We start from the raw sequence: 17,411 nt of genomic DNA on the forward strand, positions 1-17,411 counted from the left end.
TGCTGTTTAGAGCTCGTCGTCGCTGAACGCGGCGTCGTCCTCTTCGATGGCTGCGGCGCGGGCTGCGAGATCGAAACCGGGAGGGGAGTCCTTGAGGGACAGACCCAGTTCGACGAGCTTTGCCTTGACCTCGTCGATGGACTTCGCACCGAAGTTACGGATGTCCATCAGGTCAGCCTCGGAGCGGGCAACGAGTTCACCCACGGTGTGGATGCCCTCACGCTTGAGGCAGTTGTAGGAACGGACGGTGAGGTCCAGATCCTCGATCGGCAGAGCCATGTCGGCTGCCAGGGCAGCGTCCGTCGGCGACGGGCCAATCTCGATACCTTCAGCTGCGGTGTTCAGCTCACGAGCCAGACCGAACAGTTCCACCAGGGTGGTGCCTGCGGAAGCAACAGCATCGCGGGGAGCGATTGCCTGCTTGGTCTCGACGTCGACAATGAGCTTGTCGAAGTCGGTGCGCTGCTCAACACGGGTAGCTTCCACGCGGAAAGTTACCTTCATGACCGGCGAGTAGATCGAGTCAACCGGAATACGGCCGATCTCGGAGTCGCCGGACTTGTTCTGAGCTGCCGAAACGTAGCCACGGCCGCGCTCGATGGTCAGTTCGAGTTCGAACTTGCCCTTCGAGTTCAGAGTGGCAATGTGCAGATCCGGGTTGTGGAATTCGACGCCGGCCGGCGGAGCAATGTCCGCGGCGGTGACGACTCCGGGGCCCTGCTTGCGCAGGTATGCAACAACCGGCTCATCGTGCTCGGAGGAAACCGAAAGGTTCTTGATGTTCAGGATGATCTCAGTGACATCTTCCTTGACACCGGGAACCGTGGTGAACTCGTGCAGCACGCCATCGATCCGGATGCTGGTTACAGCGGCACCGGGGATGGAGGAGAGCAGGGTACGGCGGAGGGAGTTTCCGAGGGTGTAACCGAAGCCCGGCTCCAGCGGTTCAATGATGAAACGGGAGCGGTTCTCGGATACAACTTCTTCAGACAGGGTGGGGCGCTGTGCAATGAGCACTTAGGTTTCCTTTCGGCGAGCATCCGCTATATGACGCAACACAGGTGGTGGAAATCGGCTTCGGTTTCCAGCCTGACCAGCCGGGCCATGCTGATGGAAGGAAAACTTCCATAGCAGGCCCGGCCAGTCAGGCAGGGAAGACCTAATTAGACGCGGCGGCGCTTCGGGGGGCGGCAACCGTTGTGGGCGCTGGGGGTGACATCCTGGATGGAGCCAACCTCGAGGCCAGCGGCCTGAAGTGAACGGATTGCGGTTTCGCGTCCGGATCCCGGTCCCTTGACGAAGACGTCAACCTTGCGCAGACCGTGCTCCTGGGCGCGCTTTGCAGCAGCTTCGGCAGCCATCTGGGCAGCGAACGGGGTGGACTTACGGGAGCCCTTGAAGCCAACCTCACCGGCGGAAGCCCATGAGATAACAGCACCGTTCGGGTCCGTGATGGACACGATGGTGTTGTTAAAGGTGCTCTTGATGTGCGCCTGGCCAAGCGCAATATTCTTCTTATCCTTGCGACGCGGCTTACGAACCGCTCCACGAGTCTTCGGGGGCATTGTTTCTCCTACAGAAAGTTATCGGGGGAAAACCAGGTCAATCCCGAGGGATTAACGTCCGGCCTTCTTCTTGCCGGCGACGGTGCGCTTCGGGCCCTTGCGGGTACGAGCGTTGGTCTTCGTACGCTGTCCGCGTACGGGCAGGCCCTTGCGGTGGCGCAGGCCTTCGTAGCTGCCGATCTCAACCTTGCGGCGGATGTCAGCGGCTACCTCGCGGCGAAGGTCACCCTCAACCTTGTAGTTGCCTTCAATGTAGTCACGCAGCTGAACCAGTTCGGCGTCAGTCAGGTCCTTGACGCGAACGTCAGCGCTGATGCCGGTGGCAGCCAGGGTTTCGTGTGCACGGGTCTTGCCCACGCCGTAGATGTAAGTAAGCGCAATTTCCAACCGCTTTTCGCGGGGAATGTCTACGCCAGCGAGACGAGCCATAGTGGCGGTACTCCTTGAATAAACCGGAGGTCGTAGGCAGTACACCCGCACGTTCCGTGCGGCCCCAGCCTCCGACCGGGGGTTCGCTGACCAGGCTCTGTAATGCAGTCCTGGCACAGCTTGTGCTGCCTTTATTTACTTGCGTGGGCTAGCAACCCAGGTTTGCCCTTGCGGGCGCTGATTCCCGGAAGGGGAATTAGCCCTGGCGCTGCTTGTGGCGCGGGTTCTCGCAGATCACCATGACCCGGCCGTTACGGCGGATCACTTTGCACTTGTCGCAGATCTGCTTGACGCTCGGCTTGACCTTCATGGCGTTCCTTTGCGTGTTTTGCAGTTGATCTGCTGGAGCGGCTTGGGCACTATTGCCCTGCCGCCCAGCAATTTACTTGTAGCGGTAGACGATACGACCACGTGTGAGGTCGTATGGGCTCAGCTCCACCACTACCCGGTCCTCTGGGAGAATCCTGATGTAGTGCTGACGCATCTTCCCAGAGATGTGTGCGAGAACGACGTGCTTGTTGGTGAGCTCAACGCGAAACATCGCATTGGGCAGCGCCTCAGTCACAACGCCCTCGATCTCAATGACCCCGTCCTTCTTGGCCATATCCTCCGCTAACTGTTGTTTGCCACCGTCCTCCGATGAGGCACCGAAGATCCAGCGGACGTTTTTTTGTTTGCTTGACCGCCTTGGAACCACGACACCAAAAAGGGCGCGGCTGCACAGACAACCAACAAATAACTCTACGCCAATCAGGCTGGAAAGTTAAATCCGACAATGGTAGCGCACGTGTCCCCCGCCGTCACTCCCCCGCTTGGCGATAAGCCGGGAAGTGACCGGCCGCCGTCGTGATGCTTTCGGCCGCCAGGACGCCGTCCAGAATGGCCAACCGGACCGCCTCGGCCGCCGCGCTTTGGAGGGTGATCAACGATACCTGCCGCGCTTGTTCGGTGCTGCGGTCAAGAGCGACGGCGCCTGTGGCCAGGGCGAAAATGGTGTCTCCGTCCGCGAGGGTGTGGGAAGGATCCAGGGCCCGCGCCAGCCCGGCATGCCCGGACGAGGCAGTCCGCTTGCACTCAGCCACATCCAGCACCGCATTAGTAGCGATCACCACGAGCGTGGTGTTGAGTCCCTGGGGTTCGACCCGCGCTGGCTTATCCTCGGCCTGCGGGACTGGAGCCCGGCCGCGCGCGTCTATGGGAGCAACGACCGAGCGCGCAGAGGGCTGCAGGTCCGCAGGACCAAACTGGGGCGAACCCAGCGCGTTAACCACCGCCAGCGCACCTACGATCACGCCGCCGTCGAGAGTGATCGAGGAGCTGCCCACACCGCCTTTGTACTGTCCGCGGGCAACAACGGCACCGGTCCCCGCGCCGACGTTTCCACGTTCGACGGCGGCATGGTCGCCTGAGGCGAACGCTGCCGCAGCTGCCCGGTAACCCATGTCGGCATCGGGTCGGGCGCGCACGTCGCCACCGCGCCCGAGGTCGAAGATGGCAGCAGCGGGAACGATCGGCACGACAGTTCCAGGGACGGCGAAGCCGCGGCCCTGTTCCTCACACCAGAGTTGGGCACCCGTGGCCGAAGCCAAACCGAAAGCACTGCCGCCGGTCAAGACCACGGCATCGACCGTGGACACCAAGGTGGTTGGGTCCAGTGCGTCGGTCTCGTGTGTGCCAGGGCCCCCGCCGCGGACGTCAATGGAACCCACGGTTCCCGGTGGCGGAAGGACGACTGTTACGCCGCTCAGCCACCCGCCGTCGTTCTTCTGCATGTGCCCAACCCGGATACCCGGGACATCGGTGATCGCCGTCATGGGTCCATTCTCCACCCCCGGGCCGGTAATGAAACGGGAGTCGAACCTCAAATACGAACTCGTGAGTAACGCCCGGTAAACGGGTCCGGAAGTGTAAGACAACTCTCGCTACGAAGGACCGTTTTGGCCCGGGCACGCGGCGTCAATGTGGTGAGCTAGGCCTGTCTTCGCCGCCCCTGGCAGGGAGCAGGCGCCCCGCATTCCGCCGAAACCGTGAGTAATACATGACTGTCCCTTTGATGAACAACAGCACCGCCGTGCCCGCAAGACGACGCTGGTCCGGTCGCAGCCGCAAGGACTTCGTGGTGTTCCTTGCCATGGCCTTGCCCAACCTGATCCTGATCGGCACGTTTACTTACTGGCCCCTTATCAACAACATCTACTACTCCACACTGGACTGGACCTTGGGCTCGGCCTCGGCCACCGTTGTCGGGCTCCAGAACTACGTCACGTTCTTCACCAGTGAGGATGCGTCCAAGGTCCTCGGAACCACGGCCATCTTCACGGTGTTCACCGTAGGCGGCTCCATGATCCTTGGACTACTGGTGGCCCTCGCGCTCAATTCGAAAGTCCGTGGAACCACCTTCGCCCGGTCAGCGGTGTTCGCGCCCTACGTACTCTCCGGAGTGGGCGTCGGCCTGGTGTGGCTGTTCATCTTCGATCCCGGTTACGGAGTGCTGGCCTGGATCCTGCGCGGACTCGGGCAACAGAGCCCGCAATGGATCAACGATCCGCAGCTGTCCCTGGTGATGGTCATCATCGTCTACGTGTGGAAGAACCTGGGCTACTGCGCCGTGGTCTTCCTGGCAGGGTTGCAGTCCCTTCCCCGCGACGTGATGGAGGCCGCGGCACTGGATGGTGCCAACAGTTTCCGGCGGTTCTTCAACATCTCTTTGCCGCTGCTCTCCCCCACCACGTTCTTCCTGCTCATCACCACCATGCTCAGCTCCCTGCAGGCCTTCGACCTCATCCGCATCATGACCCCTCTGGGCAACGGCACCAGCACGCTGATCTACGAGGCGTACCTGCAGGCCTTCGGGGCATACAACCGGGCAGGCTATTCGGCCGCAATTTCGGTGATCCTCTTCGCCATCCTGCTGGTCATCACCGTCCTCCAACTGCGGTTCGTTGAGCGAAAGGTCCACTATTCATGAGCGCCCCAGCACCTGTCGTCGTGCGTGAAGAACCCCAACAGACTGCTTCACCGGAGGGTCCGCCCGCCAGGCCCAACCCCCTGTCCAGGTCCAATCTCCTCCAGACCGTGGCCACTGGCTATGTTCCCCTGATCGTCGCAACGCTGGTGGTCTTCCTGCCGCTGCTGTGGATGCTCCTGAGTTCCTTCAAGCAACCCGGCGAAATCGTCACCATGGACCTTCGGATCCTTCCCCAGTCACTGAACCTGCAGAACTACGTCACGGCCATGACCACCGTTCCGTTCGCACAGTTCTTCGCCAACAGCCTGATCGTCACCATCGTGGGCTCGTCGGTCAAAGTGGTTCTGGCAATCCTCACCGCCTATGCCTTGGTATTCGTGCGCTTCCCGTTCAAAAACGTGATCTTCGTGCTGATTCTTGTGGCCCTTATGGTCCCCGCGCAGGTGTCGATCCTGCCCAACTACATCCTGATCGCGGGCATGGGCGGAAAGAACACCCTGTGGGGCATCATCCTTCCCGGGCTCGGCACGGCGTTCGGCACGTTCCTCCTGCGCCAGCACTTCCTGACGCTGCCGCCGTCGATCCTTGAAGCGGCGGAGATTGACGGCGCCGGACACTGGCGCAGGCTGTGGCAGATCATCGTTCCCGTGTCCGTCCCGTCGATCGCCACAGTGGCGCTGGTGACCGTGGTCAGCGAATGGAACGACTACATCTGGCCGCTCATCATCACGGACCGGCCCGAAACCATGACGCTTCCGGTAGGACTCACCCTCCTCCAGAACTCCGAAGGCAACGGAGCCGGCTGGGGAATCCTCATGGCCGGCGCGGTACTGGTGATCGTCCCCATCCTGCTGGTGTTCGCAGCACTCCAGCGCTACATCGTTGCCGGTCTGACCCAAGGCAGTGTCACCGGTTGATTCTCCACCACACCATTCGCATCAAAGTCAGTAATTGAGAGGAAGCATCATGCGCACCAACCTTGACCGCCGCCATTTCCTGGGATTGGCAGGCCTCGGAGCCGGAGCAGCGGCCCTCGCCGCATGCGGCGGACCGTCGACGGCGGGCACGGCAGACGCCGTCGACACCGCCACTATCGACTTCAGTGGCGTCAAGCCGGCCGCCTCCATCGACTTCTGGACAAACCACCCCGGCAAGTCGCAGGATGTGGAAAAGGCGATCATCGAGAAGTTCCACGCCAAGTTCCCCGATATCAAGGTCAACCTGGTCACCGCGGGCGCCAACTATGAAGAGATCGCGCAGAAGTTCCAGACGTCCCAGGCAGCCAAAACCGGTCTGCCCGGGCTGGTTGTGCTCTCCGACGTTTGGTGGTTCCGCTACTTCTCCAACGGCAGCATCATCCCCATCGATGGCCTGGTGAAGCAGCTGGACATCAAGATCGACGACTTCCAGAAATCGCTGGTCGACGACTACAAGTACGACAACAAGCAATGGGCCCTTCCGTACGGCCGTTCCACCCCCTTGTTCTACTACAACAAGGACCACTTCAAGGCAGCAGGCCTGCCGGACCGCGCACCGGCCACGTGGCAGGAGTTCGCGGAGTGGGCTCCCAAACTCAAGGCCACCTCCGGAGCGCAGTACGCCTACATCTACCCGGCCCTGGCGGGCTATGCCGGGTGGACGCTGCAGAACAACCTGTGGGGTTGGGGCGGTGCCTGGTCCAAGGGCTGGGACATCACCTGCGACTCCAAGGAATCCGTGGCCGCGCTTCAGTGGGCCCAGGACTCCATCTACAAGGATGGATGGGCCGGTGTTTCATCCAAGGAGGCCGCTGACGACTTTGCCGCCGGAATCACCTCGTCCACCATTTCTTCCACGGGTTCGCTCCTGGGGGTCCTGAAAGCAGCCAAGTTCAACGTGGGTGTCGGGTTCCTTCCCGGCGGTCCCGAGGTCCCGAGCAGCGTCTGCCCTACCGGCGGTGCGGGTCTCGGCATTCCCAGCGGCATCACCAAGGAGGAGCAGCTGGCCGCGGCAACCTTCCTTAAATTCATGACCGAGCCGGAGAACACTGCCGCGTTTTCAGCCGCCACCGGCTACATGCCCACCAGGCTCTCGGCAGACATGTCCTCTGTTCTCGCGGCCACTCCGCAGATCAAGACAGCCATGGACCAGCTCGCTGCTACCAAGGTCCAGGACAACGCCCGCGTGTTCCTGCCGGGCGCCGATCAGGAAATGGCCAAGTCAGCAGCCAAAATCCTCACGCAGCAGGGCGATGTCCAGGCGACCATGACCGAGCTGAAGAAGACGCTTGAGGGCATCTACACCAAGGACGTCAAGCCGAAGCTGAAGTCCTGACCCCTCTGGAAAGAACAAAAGAGCGCGGCTACTTCGGTAGCCGCGCTCTTCCTTTTGGAGCAGTTACGGGATGGGGACAGGCACGACGCCGAGGGGCGCCAATTGCTCTGCGCCTCCATCGGGGGCGGACAGCACCCAGATGCCCTTTTCATGCACTGCTACGGAGTGCTCCCACTGGCAGGAACGCTTGCCGTCAGTGGTAACCACGGTCCAGTCGTCGTCGAGGGTGGCCGTTTCGATGTCGCCGCGAACCAGCATTGGCTCAATCGCAAGGCACAAGCCCGGGCGGATCTTCGGACCACGGTGGCTGGTCCGGTAGTTCAGGACATCAGGTGCCATGTGCATTTCGGAACCGATGCCATGGCCGACGTAGTCCTCCAGGATGCCCAGCGGCTTGCCCGGGACCGAGGAGACGTAGTCATCGATGGCGTTTCCGATGTCTCCCACGAACTTGCCCTTGGCCAAGGCAGCGATACCCCGCCACATGGCGGCCTCGGTGACGTCCGACAGCCGCTGGTCCTCGGGATCCGCGGTGCCCACGATGACCGTCCGCGCCGAGTCGGAGTGCCAGCCATCCACGATGCAGCCGCCGTCGATGGAGATGATGTCACCGTCTTGGAGGACACGTCCACCGGGGATGCCGTGGACCACTTCCTCGTTGACGGAGGCGCAGATGGTCGCCGGGAACCCGTGGTATCCGAGGAAGTTGGACTTGGCTCCTGCGTCATTGAGGACAGCTGCAAAGACGTCGTCCAGGTCCTTGGTGGTGACGCCGGGCTTGGCAGCCGCAACGGCAGCGTCCAGTGCCCGGCTCAGGACAAGCCCGGCCTGCTGCATCGTACGCATCTGCTCGTTGTTCTTATATTCAATGCGGGGCTGACCGAACGCCATGTTCTCCTCTGGAAGGTTTGCTGTTGGGACCGATCAGGCCCCGTGCTCCAACCATTTTCCCGCATCCGAGACCGTGGTCGAAATTGACTCGATTCCCAGCTCGTCCCGCAGCCGGTCCAAACGGTACGTCCGCTGCTTTCCTACCTGGCTGACGGCGTAGCGGGTCAGCTTCGGAGCACGGCCCGTAGCCCGCGAAGCTGCTTCCGAAACGGCCGCGAGCGCCATGGCCGCGGGCTCCGGAAGGTAGGTGACGGGGACATCGCTGCGTCCTGAAACATCGAGTACCTGCCGCAATACAGCCCCCAGCTCCACAGGCTGGGCATCCCCCACGTTCACCGCACCGCGCACCGTCGACTGGCAGGCGGCCAGGACGGCCCGTGTCAGGTTGTCGACATGGGTCAGTTGATGTTTCACCCCGGGGTGCCCGATGCTGAGCAGCCGCCCTGCACGAATGTTGCTGACGAGGCGGGGCAACAGCGTCCGGTCACCCGGGCCGTACACGGCGTGGGGACGCAGTGCCACGGCATCGCCGTGTTTCCTGGCTTCGACGTCGGCGAGCGCCTTGCTGCGTCCATAGGCATTCAGGTGTCGCGCAGCAACCTCATCTTCGGGGCGATCCACGCATGGTTCCCACCACGGATAGACGCTGGAGCTTGAGATATGGACCAGGCGTGTCCCGGCGAACGCTTCGGCGACCGCCCTTGTCCCCTCGACGTTTGCCCGGTGAAAAACGGCAGCGTCTCCCCAGTCGGCCACGTGGGCACCGGCGTGGACAACCGCATCCACGTGCGGAAGCCGGGCAGGCGGCAGCCCCGCCAGGTCCCAGTACTCCAAGCCCTCTCCCTGGCGGCGGGCATAGCGGACGACGTCCCAGCCACGGGCTTCCGCCGCATCCGCCACGGCTCCTCCAACGAACCCCGTCGCGCCTGTCACTGCAATCCTCACGTGGCCTCCCCGGGGTCCCGGCGTGCGGCAAACATCCCGCGCAGGGCCACCCGGTCCGGCTTCCTGTGCCTGCCGGACGATGGGATGGATTCCAGGACTTCGATATGGTCCGGAAGGGCGGACTCGTCGATGAGCATGGGCAGTTCCCTGGCCAGCCGGGACTTCAGCTCAACAGCGGATTGGTCCGGTTCAGGGACCACCGCCAGCCATACCGCCTCGTCTCCAATAGTGTCCGGTACCCCCACCATGACGGCAGCCCGGACCCCTTGCACAGCTGCGATGACCGGCTCATACAACGCGGGGTAGATGTTTGTCTTACCCCGGATGATCATGTCCTTCTTGCGTCCGATCATGACCAGCCTGGGCGCACCGGTTCCTCCGTGGTCCAGCCGGACGAGGTCGCCAGTGGCGTGCTCCACCATGGGGTCCTCGCCCAAGTAGCCACGGCACATGTTCGGCCCACGGGCGAACAGTTCGTGGTCGGCTGCTACGCGGATCCCGACGGCGGGCAGCGGCTCCCCGAGGAAGTCGCCCTCACCGCTGCCATCGGGCGCAGTGAACCCGGCTTCGGCGCCGGACGCGAAGGCCAGTTTCTCCCGGCCATCGGCAATGGCGATGGGCAGCACCTCGGTCATGCCGTAGATGAGTTTGAACCCGACCCCGGGCAGGAGCTTCATTGCCCGTTCAAGGAAGGGAGCAAGGATGGGGGCGGCCCCCAGCATCACTGTTCTCAGTGTCGCGGGCAGAGTGATGGAACCGTCTTCGATGGCGTCCAGGATGGGCGCCAGTTGGGAGGGCACCAGGAAAAGGTGCGTGGCGGCGTCGTACGACGTTTCTTTGCCGGCCACGGCACCCAACTCGCCGGCCAGGCGAAGCGGGTCGATGTGAGCCGAGAAACCATAACCGGGCATCGTCCAGTGGGCGCCGGCGATCAAGGCCGGAAGGCCCATCATGAGCTGCTCGGAGTGGATCCGGTCCCCCTCACCGAAGCTGCAACGCGTCGATAATTGCCCGAAACCTGCGGCCAGGGAACCCCTCGTGTGGATGACCCCTTTGGGTGAGCCGGTGGTACCGGAGGTGAAGATGATCACCGCTTCCTGTTCGGTCACCGTTTCTGTGGGTCTGGCGGACTCTTGCCCCTGCGGGAGTGTTGCCGCAAGCCCTTTTACCGGCGAAGCGCCGCGGGGGACGCCGGGGAGCCACGGCCCGGAGTAGTAGTGGCGGACATCCATGGCCCCGTAGTCCGGGAGCAGCAGGCCGCGGCCGCGTGCGATGGGACGGAGCGGGCTCCTGGCGCTGACGGCATACAGGAGTGACTCCGACGCGGCCCAGCGCGGCGCAGCGAGTTCTGCCCGGTCCCGGAAGAGCGAAGGCCCTATGCCGGGATCGATGAACACTACGGAGCCGCCCGCCCTGACGGCTCCAAGTGCCAGAATGAACGCTTCGGGACTGGGACGGACCGAGAAGAGCATCCGCTCCCCTGTCCCGAGTCCGTCATCCTGCAAACGCCGGGCCGTGGCCTCAATGCCATCCACCAACTCGCGGTACGTGATGGTACGACCGGGCCGGACGCCGTCGTTTCTCCGCCGTGCCCACGGTAGCCGGCTTTTGCCTGGTGCCGTGATGGCGGGACGGTCCGGAACACGGTCCGCCACGGCATAGACGGCGGTGATCAGATCCTCTGCCATCAGGGGTAGGCCGGGTGTCTCGTCAGGCATGGGCCAACTCCAACTTCCGATACCCGGGAATCAGCACTCCCCTGCTGACCTGGCGGGCAGCGATCAACCACGGCCGCTGGGCGTACATGTCCAGGAGCATCTCAAGCGTCGTGTTGATTTCCGCCATGGCAAGCGGCATGCCGATACAGAAATGCGGTCCGGCACCGAACCACAGTTGACGTGCCTGCTGTGGTGTTGCCTGTGCCGGATCAAATCCACCCAGGCTCTTGGCTGCGTGGATGGTTGAGAGCAGCATCCTGTCCCCGGCGAAGACCTTCGTACCGCCTATGGATCCATCAACCACTGCGTCCCGCAGCATCATGGGCGAAGGAACCGTGAAGCGCAGGGCCTCGTTGACGGCGGCCGGAACAACGGACCTGTCCGCGGCCAGTTCACTGAGCCGTCCACTGTCAGCAAGCAACGCCACCAGCCTTGGCACAAACGACACCAGCGTCTCGGTGCCCACCATCACGAACGCACTGATGATGCCCATGGCTTCGTCCTCTGCCATACCGAGCTCACGCAGTCTGCCGGGGAAGGTACCCGGGTCGCTTTCCCTGTACGCCGTCCGGACCGGTCCAGCCAAAACCGCGACGGCGGATTTTCCCTTGGCCACTTGGCCCGCCGTCAGCGTCGGCCGGCCCAGGCGGACAAGCGACGAGATGGAGGAGCCGAGGTCGAAAAGCTCCCTGTCCGCCAGCCTCCCCGGGGCATCGTCGGGAACCCCCAGCAGGCGCGAGATGACCCCGCCGGCCAGTTCTTTGACGCAGTCCACCAGATCCACGCGGCCGTTCGCGTCCAAATCACCGTGCAGGCGCGCCTTCAGAGCTGCCGCTGCCGGTTCCACGATGCCCTCCACGGAGCGGGGAGTGAAAAGGTCACCCAGGCGCCGCCGCAGCAGCCTGTGTTCCTCACCATCCATGTTCACCAAGGCCTTGGGCCCCACAACGGGGGTCCACAGCGCACCCGAGCCTGATGGGCCGTTCTTGACGTAGGCGTCCTGGCTCATCAGCACCTCCCGAACCAGTCCCGCTTCACTGACCAGCACACCGAGCCCCGGGATACGAACCACAGGACGCATGGCACCCAGGCCGCGGATCACGGGATACAACACGGGGTGGGCTCCCAGATGGACGCGGCGCTCCCAACGTTCCGCCGTACTCTGCGGGTTGATCGCTGCAAGGCCCCGCATCACCGGATATCCACGTGTTCGGGGCGGTACCGGTGGTCCGCGTACCAGGCGAGAGTGTTCTTCAGCCCCCACGCTTTGACCCGGCGGGAGGAACCGAACACCACAACATCGCGTCGAAGGGCGTAGTTACGCGTCAATTTACGCACCCGGTTGGACAAGGCTCGGTCCTCATGGAGATCTTCGATCCTGGTCCTGGGGAAACCCCCTGAACGGTGATACATGTCTGCGGTGATGGCCATGTTGCAACCAGGAAGCATCTGGTACGGACCCAAGTATCCCTCGCCCTTGTTTCCCGGGCGGATCCGGCCGAAGAACGACGCCACCTCGACGGCCAACAACATCATGATCCGCTCCCGGGCAGTTATGCCCTCGTCCTCCCTGGGATTCAGCTGTCCAGCAACCAGCTCCAGGCCGTCATCGAATGCAGCCATGATCCGCTCTGTCCAGTCCGGTGCGGCCAGGCAATCGGCATCGGTGCGGGCCAGCCAGCGCGCACCGTGCTCCACGCCGAAGCGCATGCCGGTATCAGCTGCCGCGCCCGTGCCCTTCTCGCTGTCGTGAACCAACCGGATATCCATCCTCGGGTGCGCTGACGCGAACTCAGTCACGATGGCGCAGCTGAGATCCGTGGAACCGTTGTCCACCACCACTACCGTGAAATCCTGAAACGTCTGCGCCGCCAGCGAGTCCAGTGCCTGCCGTACCAGCTTCTCTTCATTGAGCATCGGCATGGCCACGCATAAGGACTTTGTGGAAGCCGCACTCGCAAGCCTGTTGCGAACCTCTTGCGGGCTCACAGCCGCACCACCGCCATTCCCAGGCTCACGCCGCCGCCCAAACCGACCAATGCCACCAGGTCCCCGGGTCCGGCCCTGCCACTGTCCACGGCAAGCTTCAGTTGCAATGGAAGGCTGACGGAGGCGAGGTTGCCGAAGTCCTCAACGGAATGAACCAGCAGTTCCGCAGGCACACCGGCACCTTCGGCGAATATTTGCCGGTACGGTGCGCTGACCTGGTGTACGCAGACGACAGCGAAGTCCGTCCACGCGAGGTGCATCTCCGCGAGAGTCGCATCAAGGATGTCGGAGCCGAGGCCCAGGAAGGCGTCCTTGAGCTTTTCCCCGTCCATGTTGAAGTAGCTGGCCTCTGGATCACGGGGGAAGGCCGACCCTCCCGCCGCCAAGGTACCCACGGACCAATGGCTGCTTCGCGCGGTGAAGCCCATGGCCAGGATTCCGGCCGCCCCGTCTGCAGCTGCGGCGGGATCAACCGCGGCCTCCAGCAACACTGCTGCGCCGCCGTCGCTCATGGTGTACCCGGGGAAGCTGGAGGCGAACGTCGGGAAGTCCGGCACCGACCACCGCACCGCCCGGGAAGGCGACTCCCCCGTGACCACCAGAACCCTCCCATAGCGCCCTCCGGCGATCAGAGCGTCGGCAACCTCCATACCGTTGAGGAAACTGTTGCAGGCGTTCTTGACGTCCATCACAGGGCATGAAAGTCCCAGTTTCGCTGCCACCATGTGTCCCGTAGCGGGTTCAACCATGTCCTGGCTGGCAGAGGCAAAGACCAGCAGGTCCACGTCAGGTGCCTGCAATCCGCATTCCGCCAGGACCTTGGCAGCGGCGTTGGCGGCCAGATCCGACGCCTGCTCCGTCGGGGACATGACACTCCTGGAGCGGATTCCCGTGACCCGGCCGATCAGACCCGTCGGCACGCGGAAGCCAGGGCTGGATTCGGCAATGCGGCGTTCGACGGCGGCCGTATCCAGCCGCGTCGGTGGCAGGTAGACCTCAAGCCCCGAAATCCGGCTACGTCCTGACAGAGCTGTCTGCATGCGCTTCCCCCAAGAATGTGCCGCTTCAACGAAAAAGGGTGTGTCCCGCACCCATGGTACGGGACACACCCTTCACTCCAGCTCCGGTTCCCCGGCTATGTGGAAAAACGCTAGACAGCCTTGGCCGACTCGATGGCTGTGAGCACGCGGTCGGTAACTTCATCGATACCGCCGATGCCATCCACCTGAGTAAGGATGCCGCGCTCAGCGTACTTGGCCACAACGGCTTCGGTCTGCTCGTGGTAGAGGTCAAGACGGTGACGGATCACGGCCTCGTTGTCGTCCGAACGTCCCGTTTCCTTGGCACGGCCCAGGAGGCGTGCAACCAGTTCTTCGTCATCCGCGGTCAGCTGGAGCACGACGTCGAGCTCCTGCTCACCCTCAGCGAGGATCTGGTCGAGGTAGTCAACCTGCGCGGTCGTGCGCGGGTAGCCGTCGAGCAGGAAGCCGTTCTCGACATCGCTCTGGCTCAGTCGATCGCGAACCATGTTGTTCGTGACGCTGTCCGGAACGAAGTCACCGGCGTCCATGTACTTCTTGGCTTCGATACCCAAGGGCGTTTCACCCTTGACGTTGGCACGGAAGATGTCGCCGGTGGAGATGGCGACTACGCCGAGGCGCTCCGAAATCCGCTCAGCCTGCGTACCCTTGCCCGAACCGGGAGGTCCAATGATCAGCATTCTCGTCATCGCAAAAGCCCTTCGTAGTGACGTTGTTGTAGCTGCGCATCAATCTGCTTGACGGTTTCCAGGCCGACACCCACCATGATCAGGATTGACGTGCCACCGAACGGGAAGTTCTGGTTGGCATTGATCAGGACGAGTGCAACCAGCGGAATCAACGCCACGAAGCCCAGGTAGAGGGCTCCAGGCAAAGTAATCCTGGAAAGCACGTACTGCAGGTAGTCCGCGGTCGGTTTACCCGCCCGGATGCCCGGAATGAACCCGCCGTACTTCTTCATGTTGTCCGACACTTCTTCAGGGTTGAAGGTGATGGCTACGTAGAAGTAGGTGAAGAACACGATCATGGCGAAGTAAAGCGCCATGTAGATGGGATGGTCGCCACGGGTGAGGTTGTTGTTGATCCACTCAACCCACGGGGCCATCTGCTCCCCTGGCTTCGGCTGGTTGAACTGCGAAATCAAGCCGGGCAGGTACAGCATGGAGGAAGCGAAGATGACGGGCACGACGCCGGCCATGTTCACCTTGATGGGAATGTAGGTGCTGGTGCCGCCCACGGTGCGACGACCAATCATGCGCTTGGCATACTGCACCGGAACACGGCGCTGCGACTGCTCCACGAAGACCACCAGGGCCACCGTAAGCAGGCCGATGGCAAGAACGATGAAGAAGGTTCCCGGGCCCTTGGTCTCCCAGATGGAGCCAAGTGAGCGGGGGAAGCCGGCTGCGATGGAGGTGAAGATCAGCAGCGACATGCCGTTGCCGACGCCGCGCTCGGTGACGAGCTCGCCCATCCACATGATCAGGCCCGTGCCCGCTGTCAGCGTGATGATGAGCAGAAGGGTGGTGATGATGCTCTCATCGGGGATGATCGGCAGGTTGCAGCCGGGCAGCAACTGACCCGAGCGGGCCAAGGAGACCAGGGTTGTGGCGTTCAGCAGGCCCAGTGCGATGGTGAGGTACCGGGTGTACTGCGTCAGCTTGGACTGCCCCGATGAGCCCTCTTCGTACAGCTGCTGGAACCGGGGAATAACCACCCGGAGCAACTGCACGATGATGCTCGCCGTGATGTAGGGCATGATGCCCAAGGCAAAGATCGAGACCTGCAGCAACGCGCCGCCGCTGAACAAGTTCACCAGCTGGTAGATGCCCTGCGAGGTGTCACCGTTGTTCAAGCATTGCTGGACATTCTGGTAGTTCACACCAGGCGAGGGGATGAAAGCTCCCAAGCGGAAGATTGTGATGATTCCCAGCGTGAACAACAACTTGCGTCGCAAATCAGGCGTCCGAAACGCCCGGCCGAATGCGCTTAGCAAGCGTCCTCCTGAGTAGAAAGTACAAGGATGTGGTCGGGCTCAATGAAACCCAACAACCGAGTCTAACTGCTTGTGACGCCGTCGGAATAATCGAGAGTCCACAACCACCAAAAAAATCCCGGTATCCGGGGCCGAAGCCCCGCATACCGGGATTCTTTGTTACAGCGGGCTGATGCCCCACAAACCCTTAGAGGGCGGTGGTGGATCCGCCTGCTGCGGCAATCTTTTCCGCAGCGCTGGAAGAGAATGCGTGCACGGTGACGTCAACCTTGACGGTGATGTCGCCGGTGCCGAGCACCTTTACGGGCTGGTTCTTGCGAACGGCACCCTTCTCTATCAGGGACTCAACGGTGACGGTGCCACCTTCCGGGAAGAGCTCGTTGAGCTTCTCCAGGTTTACAACCTGGAATTCAACCCGGAACGGGTTCTTGAAGCCGCGCAGCTTCGGCAGGCGCATGTGCAGCGGCAGCTGGCCGCCGGCAAAGCCAGCCTTTACCTGGTAGCGGGCCTTCGTACCCTTGGTACCGCGACCAGCGGTCTTACCCTTGGAGCCTTCACCACGACCAACACGGGTCTTGGCTGTCTTGGCACCCGGGGCGGGACGCAGGTGGTGGACCTTCAGAGTGTTCTGCTTCTCAGCAGCCTCTGCGGCGGTCTTGTTCTCTGCCATTACTTCGCCTCCTCTACATTCACGAGGTGCGGAACCGTGTTCAGCATGCCAACGGTCACGGCGTCAGCGGTACGGACAACGGTGTGTCCGATGCGCTTCAGGCCGAGGGACCGAAGGGTGGCGATCTGGTTCTGCTTGGCGCCGATGACGCCCTTGATCTGGGTGATCTCCAACTTGGCGTCGGAGGGAGTCAGGTTCTTAGCCATGACTAAACACCTGCCTTCTGGTTCTGGAGCGCGCGCACCAGAGCAGCAGGAGCAACCTCGTCCAGCGGCAGGCCACGGCGGGCAGCCACGGAAGCGGGCTCTTCGAGCTGCTTCAGAGCGGCAACGGTCGCGTGAACGATGTTGATCGCGTTGGAAGAACCGAGCGACTTGGAGAGGATGTCGTGGATACCCACGCACTCCAACACCGCGCGGACCGGACCACCGGCGATAACACCGGTACCGGCGGAAGCCGGACGCAGCAGGACAACGCCTGCAGCAGCCTCACCCTGCACACGGTGCGGGATGGTGTTGCCAACGCGGGGAACGCGGAAGAAGGACTTCTTGGCCTCTTCTACGCCCTTTGCGATAGCAGCGGGAACTTCCTTGGCCTTGCCGTAGCCAACGCCGACCATGCCGTTGCCGTCACCGACGACGACGAGTGCGGTGAAGCTGAAGCGACGACCACCCTTGACGACCTTGGCAACGCGGTTGATGGTGACAACGCGCTCTACGAACTGGCTCTTCTCGGCTTCACGACCGCCGTCGCGGCCACCACGGCCACCACGGTCGCCGCGGCCCTGGCCACGGTCGCCACGCTCGCCGCGACGTCCGCCGCGGCGGTCATCGGTAGCGGGTGCGGTCTCAGTTGCTTCAGCAGCTACAGCTTCAGTCACCTGAATG

General features: G+C 62.7%; 20 protein-coding genes. 3 read left to right on the forward strand and 17 right to left on the reverse strand.

Translation table 11 applies throughout. The features are described from left to right. Positions 1 to 6: 6 nt before the first annotated feature. From PV760_RS00580 to PV760_RS00605, 6 genes are all read right to left on the reverse strand, one after another. Positions 7 to 1,017 (reverse strand): DNA-directed RNA polymerase subunit alpha, encoded by a 1,011-nt coding sequence (locus tag PV760_RS00580; RefSeq protein WP_011775567.1) that lies wholly within the window; start codon positions 1,015 to 1,017, stop codon positions 7 to 9. A 146-nt stretch (positions 1,018 to 1,163) separates the two neighbouring features. Next, positions 1,164 to 1,565 carry a 30S ribosomal protein S11 gene (rpsK, locus tag PV760_RS00585; RefSeq protein ID WP_014922380.1) on the reverse strand — a complete coding sequence of 134 codons (402 nt, stop codon included), beginning with the start codon at positions 1,563 to 1,565 and terminating at the stop codon, positions 1,164 to 1,166. Between the two features lie 51 nt (positions 1,566 to 1,616). Beyond that, complete coding sequence (gene rpsM, locus PV760_RS00590) at positions 1,617 to 1,994, reverse strand: 30S ribosomal protein S13 (protein WP_011775569.1); 378 nt, start codon at positions 1,992 to 1,994, stop codon at positions 1,617 to 1,619. A gap of 196 nt (positions 1,995 to 2,190) precedes the next feature. Further along, on the reverse strand, positions 2,191 to 2,304 hold the full coding sequence (gene rpmJ / locus PV760_RS00595) for a 50S ribosomal protein L36 (protein WP_011775570.1): 114 nt from the start codon (positions 2,302 to 2,304) through the stop codon (positions 2,191 to 2,193). 72 nt (positions 2,305 to 2,376) lie between these two features. Further along, positions 2,377 to 2,598, reverse strand: coding sequence for a translation initiation factor IF-1 (gene infA, locus PV760_RS00600; protein WP_011775571.1), 222 nt, complete (start codon positions 2,596 to 2,598; stop codon positions 2,377 to 2,379). Positions 2,599 to 2,794: 196 nt separating this feature from the next. Continuing rightward, positions 2,795 to 3,808: a P1 family peptidase gene (locus PV760_RS00605; protein ID WP_354626914.1), complete on the reverse strand. Its 1,014-nt coding sequence runs from the start codon at positions 3,806 to 3,808 to the stop codon at positions 2,795 to 2,797. Positions 3,809 to 4,047: 239 nt separating this feature from the next. Here PV760_RS00605 and PV760_RS00610 point away from each other — a divergent pair, with 239 nt between their 5' ends. From PV760_RS00610 to PV760_RS00620, 3 genes are read left to right on the forward strand one after another with little or no spacing between them, the layout of a single operon-like run. After that, positions 4,048 to 4,962 (forward strand): carbohydrate ABC transporter permease, encoded by a 915-nt coding sequence (locus tag PV760_RS00610; RefSeq protein ID WP_018776665.1) that lies wholly within the window; start codon positions 4,048 to 4,050, stop codon positions 4,960 to 4,962. Continuing rightward, positions 4,959 to 5,879 (forward strand): carbohydrate ABC transporter permease, encoded by a 921-nt coding sequence (locus tag PV760_RS00615; protein ID WP_039242392.1) that lies wholly within the window; start codon positions 4,959 to 4,961, stop codon positions 5,877 to 5,879. The genes PV760_RS00610 and PV760_RS00615 overlap by 4 nt, the downstream gene beginning before the upstream one ends. Positions 5,880 to 5,928: 49 nt before the next feature. Continuing rightward, a complete protein-coding gene (locus PV760_RS00620; RefSeq protein ID WP_018776667.1) occupies positions 5,929 to 7,275 on the forward strand; it encodes an ABC transporter substrate-binding protein in 1,347 nt (448 codons plus the stop codon). Between the two features lie 63 nt (positions 7,276 to 7,338). On the opposite strand, the gene map is transcribed toward PV760_RS00620, so the two are convergent. From map to rpsE, 11 genes are all read right to left on the reverse strand, one after another. Then, positions 7,339 to 8,166, reverse strand: a complete 828-nt coding sequence (gene map, locus PV760_RS00625; RefSeq protein ID WP_018776668.1) for a type I methionyl aminopeptidase — start codon at positions 8,164 to 8,166, stop codon at positions 7,339 to 7,341. Positions 8,167 to 8,199: 33 nt separating this feature from the next. Further along, a complete protein-coding gene (locus tag PV760_RS00630; RefSeq protein WP_354626915.1) occupies positions 8,200 to 9,111 on the reverse strand; it encodes an NAD-dependent epimerase/dehydratase family protein in 912 nt (303 codons plus the stop codon). After that, positions 9,108 to 10,829, reverse strand: a complete 1,722-nt coding sequence (locus PV760_RS00635; protein WP_354626916.1) for a class I adenylate-forming enzyme family protein — start codon at positions 10,827 to 10,829, stop codon at positions 9,108 to 9,110. The genes PV760_RS00630 and PV760_RS00635 overlap by 4 nt, the downstream gene beginning before the upstream one ends. Further along, positions 10,822 to 12,021 carry a cytochrome P450 gene (locus tag PV760_RS00640; RefSeq protein WP_354626917.1) on the reverse strand — a complete coding sequence of 400 codons (1,200 nt, stop codon included), beginning with the start codon at positions 12,019 to 12,021 and terminating at the stop codon, positions 10,822 to 10,824. Before PV760_RS00640 ends, PV760_RS00635 begins: the two co-directional genes overlap by 8 nt. Then, complete coding sequence (locus PV760_RS00645; protein ID WP_502921414.1) at positions 12,021 to 12,818, reverse strand: glycosyltransferase family 2 protein; 798 nt, start codon at positions 12,816 to 12,818, stop codon at positions 12,021 to 12,023. Before PV760_RS00645 ends, PV760_RS00640 begins: the two co-directional genes overlap by 1 nt. Further along, positions 12,815 to 13,858, reverse strand: coding sequence for a 3-oxoacyl-ACP synthase III family protein (locus PV760_RS00650; protein WP_354626919.1), 1,044 nt, complete (start codon positions 13,856 to 13,858; stop codon positions 12,815 to 12,817). Before PV760_RS00650 ends, PV760_RS00645 begins: the two co-directional genes overlap by 4 nt. Positions 13,859 to 13,968: 110 nt before the next feature. After that, complete coding sequence (locus PV760_RS00655; RefSeq protein ID WP_018776674.1) at positions 13,969 to 14,538, reverse strand: adenylate kinase; 570 nt, start codon at positions 14,536 to 14,538, stop codon at positions 13,969 to 13,971. 5 nt (positions 14,539 to 14,543) lie between these two features. Continuing rightward, a complete protein-coding gene (gene secY / locus PV760_RS00660; protein ID WP_039242402.1) occupies positions 14,544 to 15,854 on the reverse strand; it encodes a preprotein translocase subunit SecY in 1,311 nt (436 codons plus the stop codon). Positions 15,855 to 16,041: 187 nt separating this feature from the next. Continuing rightward, complete coding sequence (rplO, locus tag PV760_RS00665; protein ID WP_354626920.1) at positions 16,042 to 16,524, reverse strand: 50S ribosomal protein L15; 483 nt, start codon at positions 16,522 to 16,524, stop codon at positions 16,042 to 16,044. Then, complete coding sequence (rpmD, locus tag PV760_RS00670; RefSeq protein ID WP_018776677.1) at positions 16,524 to 16,730, reverse strand: 50S ribosomal protein L30; 207 nt, start codon at positions 16,728 to 16,730, stop codon at positions 16,524 to 16,526. The genes rplO and rpmD overlap by 1 nt, the downstream gene beginning before the upstream one ends. A gap of 2 nt (positions 16,731 to 16,732) precedes the next feature. Then, the gene (gene rpsE, locus PV760_RS00675) at positions 16,733 to 17,404 is read right to left on the reverse strand and encodes a 30S ribosomal protein S5 (protein ID WP_179128297.1); all 672 of its coding nucleotides are present in this window, start codon (positions 17,402 to 17,404) and stop codon (positions 16,733 to 16,735) included. Between the last annotated feature and the right edge of the window lie 7 nt (positions 17,405 to 17,411).

Source organism: Paenarthrobacter sp. CC6, from assembly GCF_040560085.1.
GTDB classification, from domain to species: Bacteria; Actinomycetota; Actinomycetes; order Actinomycetales; family Micrococcaceae; genus Arthrobacter; species Arthrobacter nicotinovorans.

Bases quoted from the DNA above. Each gene is read 5' to 3' on its own strand.
- rpsK (WP_014922380.1), bottom strand. From the start codon at position 1,565: ATGCCCCCGAAGACTCGTGGAGCGGTTCGTAAGCCGCGTCGCAAGGAT.
- rpsM (WP_011775569.1), bottom strand. From the start codon at position 1,994: ATGGCTCGTCTCGCTGGCGTAGACATTCCCCGCGAAAAGCGGTTGGAA.
- rpmJ (WP_011775570.1), bottom strand. From the start codon at position 2,304: ATGAAGGTCAAGCCGAGCGTCAAGCAGATCTGCGACAAGTGCAAAGTG.
- infA (WP_011775571.1), bottom strand. From the start codon at position 2,598: ATGGCCAAGAAGGACGGGGTCATTGAGATCGAGGGCGTTGTGACTGAG.
- PV760_RS00605 (WP_354626914.1), bottom strand. From the start codon at position 3,808: ATGACGGCGATCACCGATGTCCCGGGTATCCGGGTTGGGCACATGCAG.
- PV760_RS00610 (WP_018776665.1), top strand. From the start codon at position 4,048: ATGAACAACAGCACCGCCGTGCCCGCAAGACGACGCTGGTCCGGTCGC.
- PV760_RS00615 (WP_039242392.1), top strand. From the start codon at position 4,959: ATGAGCGCCCCAGCACCTGTCGTCGTGCGTGAAGAACCCCAACAGACT.
- PV760_RS00620 (WP_018776667.1), top strand. From the start codon at position 5,929: ATGCGCACCAACCTTGACCGCCGCCATTTCCTGGGATTGGCAGGCCTC.
- map (WP_018776668.1), bottom strand. From the start codon at position 8,166: ATGGCGTTCGGTCAGCCCCGCATTGAATATAAGAACAACGAGCAGATG.
- PV760_RS00635 (WP_354626916.1), bottom strand. From the start codon at position 10,829: ATGCCTGACGAGACACCCGGCCTACCCCTGATGGCAGAGGATCTGATC.
- PV760_RS00640 (WP_354626917.1), bottom strand. From the start codon at position 12,021: ATGCGGGGCCTTGCAGCGATCAACCCGCAGAGTACGGCGGAACGTTGG.
- PV760_RS00650 (WP_354626919.1), bottom strand. From the start codon at position 13,858: ATGCAGACAGCTCTGTCAGGACGTAGCCGGATTTCGGGGCTTGAGGTC.
- PV760_RS00655 (WP_018776674.1), bottom strand. From the start codon at position 14,538: ATGCTGATCATTGGACCTCCCGGTTCGGGCAAGGGTACGCAGGCTGAG.
- rplO (WP_354626920.1), bottom strand. From the start codon at position 16,524: ATGGCAGAGAACAAGACCGCCGCAGAGGCTGCTGAGAAGCAGAACACT.
- rpmD (WP_018776677.1), bottom strand. From the start codon at position 16,730: ATGGCTAAGAACCTGACTCCCTCCGACGCCAAGTTGGAGATCACCCAG.